The sequence below is a fragment of the Pseudomonas sp. M5 genome (assembly GCF_016907075.1).
Classification (GTDB): Bacteria; Pseudomonadota; Gammaproteobacteria; order Pseudomonadales; family Pseudomonadaceae; genus Aquipseudomonas; species Aquipseudomonas putida_E.
The window spans coordinates 3,245,581-3,257,148 of record NZ_JAFBBH010000001.1; the positions used below are offsets into that span (position 1 = coordinate 3,245,581).

Below are 11,568 nucleotides of genomic sequence, written 5' to 3' on the forward strand. Positions count from 1 at the left end.
GGCATTGTGCCTTTACTTCATCGGCAGCGCACATGAATAGATGAATGCACGGGGGGTTAACGGCAGCAGGGGCGGAGGGCTTGAGCTTTTCTTGTAACCGGATCTTGGGGCGTAGCGGCCCCAAAAATACGAAAACCCGCCTGCCGGTGAAGGCAAGCGGGTTTCAGTGACGCCTTGCGGCTTAGTAGGACAGGCCGAAGTGCTCTTCGTCCATCGCCATCAGGTTGCTGGCACCGGACAGCATGGTCGCCACGTGCGTGCGGGTACGCGGCAGGATACGCTGGAAGTAGAAGCGCGCCGTCTGCAGCTTGGCGGTGTAAAAGGCTTCTTCCGAAGTGCCGGCAGCCAGCTTCTCGGCAGCCAGGCGTGCCATGTCGGCCCAGAAGTACGCCAGGCACGCATAACCGGAGTACATCAGGTAATCCACCGATGCAGCGCCTACTTCTTCGCGGTCCTTCATGGCGGCCATGCCCACTTTCATGGTCAGTTCGCCCCATTCCTTGTTGATTGCAGCCAGCGGCTCGACGAACTCCCTGACCGCCTCATTGCCTTCCTGCGCCTGGCAGAACTTGTGCACGATCTTGGTGAAGCCCTTGAGCGCTTCGCCCTGGGTCATCAGCACTTTGCGGCCCAGCAGGTCGAGGGCCTGAATGCCGGTAGTGCCTTCGTACAGCATGGAGATACGGCTGTCGCGCACGTTCTGCTCCATGCCCCACTCGGCGATGAAGCCGTGGCCGCCGTAGATCTGCACGCCGTGGTTGGCCGCCTCGAAGCCGACTTCGGTCATGAAGGCCTTGGCGATCGGGGTCAGGAAGGCCAGCAGGGCGTCGGCCTTCTTGCGCTCTTCCTCGTCCTGGCTGTATTTGACGATGTCCACCTGCTTGGCGGTGAAGTAGACCATGGCGCGGTTGCCTTCGGCGAAGGCCTTCATGGTCAGCAGCATGCGGCGAACGTCCGGGTGCACGATGATCGGGTCAGCAGCCTTGTCAGGCGCTTTGGGGCCGGTCAGCGAACGCATCTGCAGGCGGTCACGGGCGTACTTCAGGCCACCCTGGAAGGCCACCTCGGCATGTGCCAGGCCCTGCAGCGCGGTGCCCAGGCGGGCGGTGTTCATGAACGTGAACATGCAGTTCAGGCCCTTGTTGGCTGGGCCGATCAGGTAGCCGGTGGCGCTGTCGAAGTTCATCACGCAGGTAGCGTTGCCGTGGATGCCCATCTTGTGCTCGAGCGAGCCGCAGCTCACGCCGTTGCGCTCACCCACGCCGCCTTCGGCGTTGGGCAGGAACTTCGGCACGATGAACAGCGAGATACCTTTGGTGCCGGCCGGGGCATCCGGCAGGCGGGCCAGCACGATGTGGACGATGTTATCGGCCATGTCGTGTTCGCCGGCAGAAATGAAGATCTTGGTGCCGGAAATGCTGTAGGAGCCGTCAGCTTGCGGCTCGGCCTTGGTGCGCAGCATGCCCAGGTCGGTGCCGCAGTGCGGTTCGGTCAGGCACATGGTGCCTGTCCATTCGCCCGATACCAGTTTGGTCAGGTAGGTTTCCTGCTGCTCTTCAGTACCGTGCGCAGAAATGGTGTTCATCGCACCATGGGACAGGCCCGGGTACATGCCCCACGACCAGTTCGACTCACCCACCATCTCGCTCAACGCCAGGCCCAGCGACTCTGGCAGGCCCTGGCCGCCATGGGCGACATCATGGGCAAGGCTTGGCCAGCCGCCTTCGACGAACTGCTCGTAGGCCTGCTTGAAACCGGTCGGGGTCTTCACGCCGGACTCGCTCCAGGTGCAGCCTTCCAGGTCACCGACACGGTTCAGCGGGGCCAGCACCTGCTCACAGAATTTCGCGCCTTCTTCGAGGATCGCGTCGACCATGTCGGGCGTTGCGTCCTGGCAACCCGGCAGGCTCTGATAGTGCGCCTCATAGCCAAGCAGCTCGTCGCGAACGAAGCGAATATCACGCAAGGGGGCTTTGTAATCAGGCATTGCGATGAACCTCTGTGATGAGTCCGGTAGGGAGACCGCTGATACCGACCAGCTCTTGCCGGCTTTCGGTCAAACAGTTGTTTGAAACTTACGTTTAGGACTGACCGATGTCAAGGAGGGACTATGGTGCCATTTATGCCGCGAAACATGGCGTTTATGCCATCGCCTGAAAAGACGCCCACGACAATGGCAGCGGGCCTGCCCACGAAGGCGTTGGCTCAGGCAAAAAATCTAGCCTGATCAAACGCATCCGCAGGCAGGCCCGCTTCCACAGAGCACTGTGCAGGTTTGTGAAAGTGCCGCGCCTTCAGGCGTAGGTATCGATGAACCGACCGAGCATTTCGTCGGAAGCCTTGGCGACTTTCGCGCCCAGTTCGACCTCGGTTTTGCCCAGCGCCAGCTGTACAGTGCTGGTGGCAAGGTCCATCTGCTGGCTGCGGTCAACCGCACGCAGGCGCTCGGCCTGAAAATCGCTGGACTGGCTGGTGGCGGCGCGTTCGACAGTGTTGCTGGCGATCTGGCTGGCCGCCTGGTCGACGCGGTTCTGCCCGCTCTGGATGGCGCTGAGGCCCGCGTAGTAGGCGGAGCTACCGGTGATTTCCATGTCAAAACTCCAATGACGCTGGATGTGAACAGGCCTGATTAAAACAGGCCCGGGCCATAAAGGCCCGTTTAAATCGCTAATGGCCCCGTGCCATCTGATAGACGTGAGGCATGGCGCTTCAGTCCAGCAAGTCCAGCTGCAGATGTTCCGCGACTGCATCGGCAGTCGCTTGCTTGAGCTTGGGCACCCGCCCCAGGCAAGGCGCTGGCAAGCGCTCGGCCAGGCTGGCGAGGTTCTCCTCCAACCGCGACGTACGCGGGTCGATGACATTGGCCACCCAGCCTGCCAGTTGCAACCCGTCCCTGGCGATCGCTTCGGCGCTGAGCAATGCGTGGTTGATGCAGCCAAGACGCACCCCTACCACCAGAATCACTGGCAACTTGAGGGCGATTGCCAGGTCGGACAGGTTGGCATGACCAGACAGCGGCACGCGCCAGCCACCGGCACCTTCGACCAGGGTGAAATCCGCGCCCTGATCCAACACGTGACGCATGGCCTGGAGCAGGGCCGGCACCTCCAACGTCACACCCGCTTCACGCGCCGCCACGTGCGGCGCGATGGCAGGTTCAAATGCAAAAGGGTTGATCGCTGCATAAGGCAGTTTGAGCGTGCTCTCGTCGATCAATGCCTGGGCGTCAGCGTTGCGCAGCCCCTTTGTGGTAACTGTGCAGCCGGACGCCACCGGCTTTGCACCCAGCGTACTCAGGCCCTGCAGACGTGCGGCATGCAACAGCCCGGCTGCGATGGTGGTCTTGCCGACATCGGTATCGGTACCCGCGATGAAATAGGCCTGGCTCATTTCGCTCCTCTCACGCCTTTGGCTTGCGCAACACACCATAGACCACCTGATAGGTGGCGGGCAGCCCTTGCGGCTGGCGGAATGCTTCATACGCCTGCAGCAGCCCCTGCATGCGGGCACGGCCAGTCAGGCCCGACGGCCGCCCAGGGTTGAGGTTGTGAGCGCCAAGTGCCTTGAGCTCATGGGTCAGGCCGCGCACATGCGGGTAGTGCAGCACATGCGCCTGCTGACTCAGGCCAAGCTGCTCCAGGCCACTCGCCAAGCACAGTCGCTGATAGTCCTCGAACCGGCGGAAGCGGTTGACATGCACCATGCCATCCACGGCCTGCCAACTGGCGCGCAATTCATCCAGGGTACCGACACACAGGCTGCTGAAGGCCAGCACACCGCCCGGACGCAATACCCGCCGTGCTTCTTCCAGCACGCTGGAGAACTGCGCGCACCATTGCACCGCCAGGCTGGAGAAAACCAGGTCGACGCTGTGATCGCGCAGCGGCAGCCGCTCGGCGTCGCCTGCCACATGGTAGCGGGCCCCGCCCTGCTCGCCTCGGGCATGGCGCAACATGCCTTCGGCGATGTCCACGGCCACGCCCGTCGCCGGCGTGAAGCGCTCGGCCAGCACCCGGCTGAAATGCCCCGTGCCACTGCCCAGGTCGAGCCAGCGCGATGGCGTCAGTGCGTCCGGCAACTGCTCCAGCAGGGTCACGCCCACCGCGCGCTGCAAGGCCGCCACGCTGTCGTAGCTGGCTGCTGCGCGGGAGAACGAGGCCGCTACCTGGCGCTTGTCCGGCAGCGCGCCGGGCAGGGTTGGACGGGAAAGGTCAGTCATCGCCACTCTCATGCAGGAAACTCTTGATGCCCGCCGCCAGCTCCTGCGGGTACTCCAGCAGGAAAGCGTGGGAACTCTCTTCAACCAGGCCGACTTCAACGTCGGGCAACAACTCGCTCAGCGCTTTGGCCGCCTCGGGGGGCACCAACGCATCGCTGCCGGCGAACAGGTGCAGTTGCGGGCCGCCATACGCCTGCAGCGCTTCGCGGGTATCCAACTGAGCCAGCACCTCAAGCCCGGTGGCCAGGTACAGTGGGTCGGTGTCCGGTACCCCTACGCCTAGCTGGCGCAGCAACGTGCGCGGCTGCAGGGCGCCGTCACTGCACAAGGTACGGAAACGCTTGAGGGTAACGCAGGTGTGGCTGCGGCAACCGTCGAGGAAGGTCCCGAAGGTGTCATCGGCCATGCCATGCGGCCAATCCGCCCGTGCCACGAAGCAGGGGTTGCTGGCCAAGGTCAGCAGCCCGCAACAATGGTCGCCACGCTTGCGAGCCAGCTCACTGGCGAGCATGCCGCCAAGCGACCAGCCGCCCAGCCAGGTATCACTGGGCAGTTTGCGGTCAAGGTAGTCGACCCACGCCTGTACATCGGCGTCTGCCAGCTCCGGCAGGGGCGCCAGCTCAACCTGCAGGCGCGAGTCCTGCGCTCGCAGGCTGGCGGCCAGCGGCTCCAGGGCCGCGGTACCCAGGCCCCAGCCGGGTAGAAGGATCAGTCGGTTACGCATCGGCGGCCTCCAGCTGTGGATAACAATCGGCCAATGCATTCAACAATAGCTGTACCTGCGCCTCACTGTGCGCAGCGCTCAAGGTTACCCTTAGCCGTGCACTGCCAGCAGGTACGGTAGGCGGGCGGATGGCGGTGACCAACAGGCCTCGTTCGCGCAGCATCTGCGACAGGCGCAGTGCCTGTGCGCTGTCGCCGATCAGGATCGGCTGGATCGGGGTAGGGCTGTCCATCAGCTGCAGGCCGATCTGCACGGCACCCTCGCGGAACTGCCGGATCAACCCGGCCAGGTGCTCACGGCGCCAGGTTTCGCGGCGCAGCAGCTCAAGGCTCTTGAGCGTGGCGCAGGCCAGTGCCGGCGGCTGGCTGGTGGTATAGATGTAAGGCCGGGCGAACTGCACCAGTGCCTCGATCAAATCATCGCTGCCCGCAACAAAGGCCCCCGCTGTGCCGCAAGCCTTGCCCAGCGTACCGATCAGCACGGGCACGTCATCGATGCCCAGGCCAAAGTGTTCGACGATTCCGCCGCCCTGTGCACCCAAGGTACCCAGGCCGTGAGCGTCGTCGACCATCAACCAGGCACCACGCGCACGCGCGACTTCGGCCAGTGCAGGCAGGTCGGCCAGGTCACCGTCCATGCTGAACACACCGTCGGTGACCACCAAGGTATTGCCGCAGGCCTTGCCCAGGCGGTTGGCCAGGCTGACTGCATCGTTGTGCAGGTAACGGTTGAAGCGGGCACCACTGAGCAAGCCGCCATCGAGCAGCGAGGCATGGTTGAGGCGGTCCTGCAACACCGTATCGCCCTGCCCCACCAGCGCGGTAATGGCCCCGAGGTTGGCCATGTAGCCGGTAGAAAACAGCAAGGCACGCGGGCGACCGGTCAATTCGGCCAGCGCCTCTTCGACCTGATGATGCGGCGTGCTGTGGCCGACCACCAGATGCGAGGCTCCGCCACCGACACCCCAACGCTCGGCGCCGGCCTGCCAAGCGGCAATCACCTCAGGGTGGTTGGCCAGACCCAGGTAGTCATTACTGCAGAAAGCCAGCAACGGCTGGCCGTCGACCACTACGTTCGGCCCTTGCGGGCTCTGTAGCAGCGGCCGCTGCCGATACAGGTCTGCAGCGCGCCGTTCGGCAAGACGCGCTGCAAGATCGAAGGCCATCTCAGGCAGACGCGGCGTTATAGAACAGCTCGCTGCTGCGTTGCTCGACCAGCGCCTGTTCGATGGCGGCCTGGTGCACTTCGTCGGCATGCTCTTCACGCGCTTCAGGCTTGATGCCCAGGCGGGTGAACAGCTGCATGTCCTTGTCGGCCTGTGGGTTGGCAGTGGTCAGCAGCTTCTCGCCATAGAAGATCGAATTGGCGCCGGCCATGAAGGCCAGCGCTTGCATCTGCTCGTTCATCTGCTCGCGCCCGGCGGACAGGCGCACGTGCGACTTGGGCATCAGCAGCCGCGCGACCGCCAGCATGCGGATGAAGTCGAACGGGTCGACATCTTCTTCTTCGGCCAGGGGGGTGCCGGCCACTTTCACCAGCATGTTGATCGGCACCGACTCGGGATGCTCGGGGAGGTTGGCCAACTGGATCAACAGGCCTGCACGATCGTCGAGCGACTCGCCCATCCCGAGGATGCCACCGGAGCAGATTTTCATCCCGGCATCGCGTACGTAGGCCAAGGTCTGCAGACGCTCGCTGTAAGTACGGGTGGTGATGATGCTGGCGTAGAACTCCGGCGAGGTATCGAGGTTGTGGTTGTAGTAATCCAGGCCTGCCTGGGCAAGCGCCTGGGTCTGGTCCTGATCGAGCTTGCCGAGGGTCATGCAGGTTTCCAGCCCCATGGCCTTGACCCCTTTGACCATTTCCAGCACGTAGGGCATGTCCTTGGCCGAGGGGTGCTTCCAGGCGGCGCCCATGCAGAAGCGGGTAGAACCGATGGCCTTGGCCCGCGCCGCTTCTTCCAGCACCTTCTGCACTTCCATCAGCTTCTGTTTTTCCAGCCCGGTGTTGTAGTGGCCGGACTGTGGACAATATTTGCAATCTTCCGGGCAGGCGCCGGTCTTGATCGACAGCAGCGTGGAAACCTGTACGCGGTTAGGGTCGAAATGCGCCCGATGCACGGTTTGCGCCTGGAACAGCAGGTCGTTGAACGGTTGCTGGAACAGGGCCTTCACCTCGGCCAGGGACCAGTCGTGACGTGTTGTTGCAGTTGTGCTGGCGCTCATCGGCGTTTCCTTGTTTAGGCTGTAGCTGGCGCCGGGACAGGAATGCCCGCCAGCGCATCACGGATAGCTCGCATAGTCATGGAAGGCCTATGAACTGTCAACCTTGGTTAAAAGCACTGGTTTACAAGTGTACAAATATTGAACATACCTGTTTGCTGTGCGGCACTTCTGCCGAGCAGCCCCACCCCATCTGTATTGCGTGCGAGGAGGACCTGCCCTGGCTGAGTGAGTACTGCATGCATTGCGCGCTACCGCTGCCAATGGCCGGCCTGACCTGCGCCCAGTGCAGTCGCCGTGCCCCGGCCTTCGAACAAGTGGTGGCGCCGTGGTATTACGGCTTTCCCGTGGACACACTGATCAGCCGCTTCAAACACAATCGCCAGTGGCCATTGGGGCGCTTGATGGCCGAAATGCTCAGCCTGGATTTGCGCCACCGCTTTGCCGATGGCCTGGCCAGGCCATCGCTGCTGTTGCCTGTGCCACTGGCAAAGCGTCGACAGCGCGAGCGTGGCTTCAACCAGGCAGGCATGCTGGCAAAGTGGTTGGCCAAGGCCCTGGCAATCGACTGCAACGAGCGATTGCTGCGGCGCACCCGCGAAACTCCGGCGCAGCAAAGCCTGGATGCCAAGGCCAGACGGCGTAATCTGCAGCAGGCCTTTGCGGTGGTTGATGAAGGCGCATTGCACGGCCTGCATGTGGCCGTGGTCGATGACGTGCTGACCACCGGTGCCACGGCGCAAAGCATCGCCGCCCTGCTGCGCGGCGCCGGCGCACGCCGCGTTGATGTGTATTGCCTGGCACGCACGGCAAAACCGGGGCAAGCTTGACCGGTCAGTCCCAGATAGGCGCCATCATGACCCTGCCCGCCCTGCTCACCCAGCACATCGCTCGCCGCCCACAGCGCATCGCTTTGCTTCAGCATATCGCTGAGCAAGGTTCGATCACCCGCGCAGCCAAGGCCGCAGGCATAAGCTACAAAGCCGCATGGGACGCCATAGACGAACTCAACAACCTGGCCAGCCAGCCGTTGGTCGAGCGTAGCACCGGCGGGCGCGGTGGCGGTGGCGCCCGCCTGTCGGGCGAAGGCGAGCGGGTACTGCGCCTGTACCAGCGCCTACAGGCCTTGCAGGCCCAGATTCTTGAGGCTGCCGAAGATTCCAGCGACCTTGACCTTCTTGGGCGCCTGATGTTGCGCACCAGTGCCCGCAACCAGCTGCAAGGTCAGGTCAGCGGCTTGCGCCGCGAGGGGCGGCACGACCGCGTGAGCCTGGCGCTGGGTGGCGGGCTGGAAATCGAGGCACTGATCACACACGACAGCACTTCACGCCTGGAGCTGACGCTCGGAACCATGGTGGTGGCGTTGCTCAAGGCCGGGTGGGTGCGGTTATCGAGCGCCGCAGATGAAGCCGAAGCGGGCAGCAATGTGCTCAAGGCCACCGTGGAAGAGGTGATAGCGGATGGGCATGACACCAGTGAAGTGAGGCTGGCGCTGGGTAATGGCCAGACACTCTGCGCGTTTGCCGATGCGCACTGGCTGGCACAAGAGGCAGTGACAACAGGTAGCCAGGTCCGGGTGCAGTTTCATCCCTCCCATGTATTGCTGGGGGTACCGGTGTAGGTTGGTCGCGCCACCCCGCCAGAGGGCCGGCACTGATACCATGAGCCCTTGCAGCCCACCCCGGAGCCACCATGTCTCACCCCTTCGCGACCCTCACCCCCGACCTGGTACTGGACGCCGTGGAGAGCCTCGGCTTTCTCAGCGACGCCCGCGTACTGGCCTTGAACAGCTACGAGAACCGCGTCTACCAAGTGGGTATCGAAGGCGAGCAACCACTGATCGCCAAGTTCTATCGACCCGGCCGGTGGAGCAATGAAGCGATTCTTGAAGAACACCGCTTCACCGCCGAGCTTGCTGAGTGCGAAGTGCCGGTGGTCGCCCCGCTGCAACACAATGAACAGACCCTGTTCGAGCACCAGGGCTTTCGCTTCACACTATTTCCCCGCCGCGGCGGCCACGCACCGGAGCCAGGCAACCTCGACCAGCTCTACCGTCTGGGCCAGTTGCTGGGCCGCCTGCATGCCGTGGCGGCAACACGCCCGTTCGAGCATCGCGAAGCCTTGACTGTGGATAACTTTGGCCACGCCTCCCTGCAAACCCTGCTTGATGGCAACTTCGTACCTCGGGAATTGCTGCCCGCGTTCGAGTCTGTAGCGCGCGAGCTGCTCAAACGGGTCGAAGACATCTACGCACGCACCCCACATCAGGTCATGCGCCTGCACGGCGACTTGCACCCCGGCAACCTGATGCATCGCGACGACGTCTACCACGTCGTCGACCTCGATGACTGCAGGATGGGCCCGGCCGTGCAAGACCTGTGGATGATGCTGGCCGGCAGCCGTGAAGAACGCCTGGGCCAACTGGCAGAGCTGATCGACGGCTACAACGAGTTTCACGATTTCGACCCGCGCGAGCTGCCCCTGATCGAACCGCTGCGCGCCTTGCGCCAGCTGCACCATAGCGCCTGGCTGGCACGGCGCTGGGACGACCCGGCATTCCCGCGCAGCTTCCCCTGGTTTGGCCAACCGCGTTACTGGGGCGATCAGATCCTGGCCCTGCGCGAGCAAACAGCGGCACTCGACGAGCAACCCCTGAAATTGTTCTAAATGCCTGCAAAGGTCTGTCTACAATAGGCGTCGCTGTATTTAGCTACCTAAGCAAGGATTCTGCATGCACGCCGCAAACCCGCGTCGCGGGTACATTCTTGGCCTCTCGGCCTACATCATCTGGGGCTTGTTCCCCCTCTATTTCAAAGCCATACAAAGTGTCCCGGCGGTTGAGATCATCGTGCACCGGGTGCTCTGGTCTGCTTTGTTCGGTTCGCTGCTGCTGTTGGTGTGGAAGCACCCAGGGTGGTGGCGCGAGCTGCGCGACAACCCCCGCCGCCTGGCCATTCTTGCCCTCAGTGGCGCCCTGATTGCCGGCAACTGGCTGACCTACGTATGGTCGGTCAACAACGGGCGCATGCTCGAGGCCAGCCTGGGCTACTACATCAACCCGCTGGTGAACGTGCTGCTGGGCATGCTTTTGCTGGGTGAGCGCCTGCGCCGCCTGCAATGGCTGGCAGTGGGCATGGCCGCAGTAGGTGTGGCGCAACAGGTGTGGCAAGTCGGTAGCCTGCCTTGGGTGTCATTGGTACTGGCGCTGACGTTTGGCTTCTACGGCCTGATCCGCAAGCAGGCACCGGTGGCGGCGCTGCCCGGCCTGGTGGTGGAAACCTGGATGCTGGTGCCCCTGGCGCTTGGCTGGCTGCTGCTGCACCCTGCCGCGATGAGTGCACAAGGCGGTTTCTATACCAGCAGCGAAGCGCTATGGCTGATCGCAGCCGGGCCGGTAACGCTGATACCGCTGGTGTGCTTCAACGCCGCTGCGCGGCACTTGCCCTACACCACCCTGGGCTTCCTGCAGTATCTGGCGCCGACCCTGGTGCTGCTGCAAGCGGTACTGCTATTTGACGAGCACCTGTCTTCCAGCAGCCTGATGGCTTTCTTGTGCATCTGGGCTGGCCTGGCGCTCTACAGCGTCGATGCCTGGCTGAACCTGCGCAAGCGCGCCTGATCAAAAAACGATCAAAACTCTGCAGGCCACGCCGGCCGTGGCCTGGCAGAACATCTCCAGAGGTTATCCACACCCTCGTCCCCGTGCTTTGTGCACAAGCCATTGATTAGTGGCTGTTTTTTGACCAAACAGCGGGAGAGCTCGCCGTCTCTGGGCTAGCGAGGAGCGCCCCCAGGTTATCCACAGGGCCGTCCCCGGTTAATCGGGATAACCTGCTACCGCCTCGGCTCAATCCTGGGGCCGCAATTTCAACTCCACCATCAAGTCATCCGCGAGGCTCTCCAGCTTTTGCTGCAGATCATCCAGCGACAAGGTCAATGGCAGCGCCAGCAAGGCATCGGCATGGAACAACGGCTCGCTGCTCATCGGCGCCGGGCGCACTTCGGTGGTGAAGCGCTCAAGGTTCACCCCTTGGTCAGCGAGCAAGCGGGTGATATCACGTACGATGCCTGGGCGATCATTACCCACCAACTCCATCGCGATCGGCTTCCAGGTACAGGAAGGCTCGATGCCGCTTTCTGCGATCAGCACACGGATATCGTACTGCCCCAGGGCCTGAAGTGATTTCACCAGCTCATCGTAGCTCTCTGCCGGCACCGCGACCCGCAGGATGCCGGCGAACTGCCCGGCCATACGCGACATACGGCTCTCCAGCCAGTTACCGTTGTGGTCGGCGATGCACTGGGCAATCCGTTCGACCTGGCCGGCCTTGTCAGGAGCAATCACGGTCAGTACAAGATGATCCACAGGGCTTCCTCTGCGTCGTGCCGCCTGCAGCGGCGAG

Annotated in this window: 12 protein-coding genes; 4 read left to right on the forward strand and 8 right to left on the reverse strand. The window is 63.1% G+C overall.

The genetic code is table 11. The features are described from left to right. Positions 1-181 precede the first annotated feature (181 nt). The 7 genes from JOE27_RS14870 to bioB form a co-directional block, all read right to left on the reverse strand. Positions 182-1,987 carry a phenylacyl-CoA dehydrogenase gene (locus tag JOE27_RS14870; protein ID WP_204919083.1) on the reverse strand — a complete coding sequence of 602 codons (1,806 nt, stop codon included), beginning with the start codon at positions 1,985-1,987 and terminating at the stop codon, positions 182-184. Between the two features lie 307 nt (positions 1,988-2,294). After that, the gene (locus tag JOE27_RS14875; RefSeq protein WP_012316593.1) at positions 2,295-2,591 is read right to left on the reverse strand and encodes a hypothetical protein; all 297 of its coding nucleotides are present in this window, start codon (positions 2,589-2,591) and stop codon (positions 2,295-2,297) included. Positions 2,592-2,709: 118 nt separating this feature from the next. Further along, complete coding sequence (bioD, locus tag JOE27_RS14880; RefSeq protein WP_115273051.1) at positions 2,710-3,390, reverse strand: dethiobiotin synthase; 681 nt, start codon at positions 3,388-3,390, stop codon at positions 2,710-2,712. 10 nt (positions 3,391-3,400) lie between these two features. Further along, positions 3,401-4,219: a malonyl-ACP O-methyltransferase BioC gene (gene bioC, locus JOE27_RS14885; protein WP_115273052.1), complete on the reverse strand. Its 819-nt coding sequence runs from the start codon at positions 4,217-4,219 to the stop codon at positions 3,401-3,403. Then, the gene (locus JOE27_RS14890; RefSeq protein ID WP_119687882.1) at positions 4,212-4,943 is read right to left on the reverse strand and encodes an alpha/beta fold hydrolase; all 732 of its coding nucleotides are present in this window, start codon (positions 4,941-4,943) and stop codon (positions 4,212-4,214) included. The genes bioC and JOE27_RS14890 overlap by 8 nt, the downstream gene beginning before the upstream one ends. After that, positions 4,936-6,108 carry an 8-amino-7-oxononanoate synthase gene (gene bioF / locus JOE27_RS14895; protein WP_119687883.1) on the reverse strand — a complete coding sequence of 391 codons (1,173 nt, stop codon included), beginning with the start codon at positions 6,106-6,108 and terminating at the stop codon, positions 4,936-4,938. Before bioF ends, JOE27_RS14890 begins: the two co-directional genes overlap by 8 nt. Before the next feature lies 1 nt (position 6,109). Continuing rightward, positions 6,110-7,168, reverse strand: coding sequence for a biotin synthase BioB (bioB, locus tag JOE27_RS14900; RefSeq protein WP_204919087.1), 1,059 nt, complete (start codon positions 7,166-7,168; stop codon positions 6,110-6,112). Positions 7,169-7,257: 89 nt separating this feature from the next. Here bioB and JOE27_RS14905 point away from each other — a divergent pair, with 89 nt between their 5' ends. The 4 genes from JOE27_RS14905 to rarD all read left to right on the forward strand — a co-directional run bounded on the left by JOE27_RS14905 (position 7,258) and on the right by rarD (position 10,784). Then, positions 7,258-7,995 carry a ComF family protein gene (locus JOE27_RS14905; RefSeq protein WP_115273055.1) on the forward strand — a complete coding sequence of 246 codons (738 nt, stop codon included), beginning with the start codon at positions 7,258-7,260 and terminating at the stop codon, positions 7,993-7,995. Positions 7,996-8,021: 26 nt separating this feature from the next. Next, positions 8,022-8,786, forward strand: a complete 765-nt coding sequence (locus JOE27_RS14910) for a TOBE domain-containing protein (protein WP_115273056.1) — start codon at positions 8,022-8,024, stop codon at positions 8,784-8,786. 71 nt (positions 8,787-8,857) lie between these two features. Further along, positions 8,858-9,832: a serine/threonine protein kinase gene (locus tag JOE27_RS14915; protein ID WP_039602860.1), complete on the forward strand. Its 975-nt coding sequence runs from the start codon at positions 8,858-8,860 to the stop codon at positions 9,830-9,832. 64 nt (positions 9,833-9,896) lie between these two features. Continuing rightward, positions 9,897-10,784 (forward strand): EamA family transporter RarD, encoded by an 888-nt coding sequence (rarD, locus tag JOE27_RS14920; protein WP_204919090.1) that lies wholly within the window; start codon positions 9,897-9,899, stop codon positions 10,782-10,784. Positions 10,785-11,012: 228 nt separating this feature from the next. Here rarD and JOE27_RS14925 read toward each other — a convergent pair whose 3' ends face one another. Next, positions 11,013-11,531: an ACT domain-containing protein gene (locus JOE27_RS14925; protein WP_012316603.1), complete on the reverse strand. Its 519-nt coding sequence runs from the start codon at positions 11,529-11,531 to the stop codon at positions 11,013-11,015. Between the last annotated feature and the right edge of the window lie 37 nt (positions 11,532-11,568).

Bases quoted from the DNA above. Each gene is read 5' to 3' on its own strand.
- JOE27_RS14905 (WP_115273055.1), top strand. From the start codon at position 7,258: ATGAACTGTCAACCTTGGTTAAAAGCACTGGTTTACAAGTGTACAAAT.
- JOE27_RS14875 (WP_012316593.1), bottom strand. From the start codon at position 2,591: ATGGAAATCACCGGTAGCTCCGCCTACTACGCGGGCCTCAGCGCCATC.
- bioB (WP_204919087.1), bottom strand. From the start codon at position 7,168: ATGAGCGCCAGCACAACTGCAACAACACGTCACGACTGGTCCCTGGCC.
- JOE27_RS14910 (WP_115273056.1), top strand. From the start codon at position 8,022: ATGACCCTGCCCGCCCTGCTCACCCAGCACATCGCTCGCCGCCCACAG.
- JOE27_RS14890 (WP_119687882.1), bottom strand. From the start codon at position 4,943: ATGCGTAACCGACTGATCCTTCTACCCGGCTGGGGCCTGGGTACCGCG.
- rarD (WP_204919090.1), top strand. From the start codon at position 9,897: ATGCACGCCGCAAACCCGCGTCGCGGGTACATTCTTGGCCTCTCGGCC.
- JOE27_RS14870 (WP_204919083.1), bottom strand. From the start codon at position 1,987: ATGCCTGATTACAAAGCCCCCTTGCGTGATATTCGCTTCGTTCGCGAC.
- bioF (WP_119687883.1), bottom strand. From the start codon at position 6,108: ATGGCCTTCGATCTTGCAGCGCGTCTTGCCGAACGGCGCGCTGCAGAC.
- JOE27_RS14915 (WP_039602860.1), top strand. From the start codon at position 8,858: ATGTCTCACCCCTTCGCGACCCTCACCCCCGACCTGGTACTGGACGCC.
- bioC (WP_115273052.1), bottom strand. From the start codon at position 4,219: ATGACTGACCTTTCCCGTCCAACCCTGCCCGGCGCGCTGCCGGACAAG.
- bioD (WP_115273051.1), bottom strand. From the start codon at position 3,390: ATGAGCCAGGCCTATTTCATCGCGGGTACCGATACCGATGTCGGCAAG.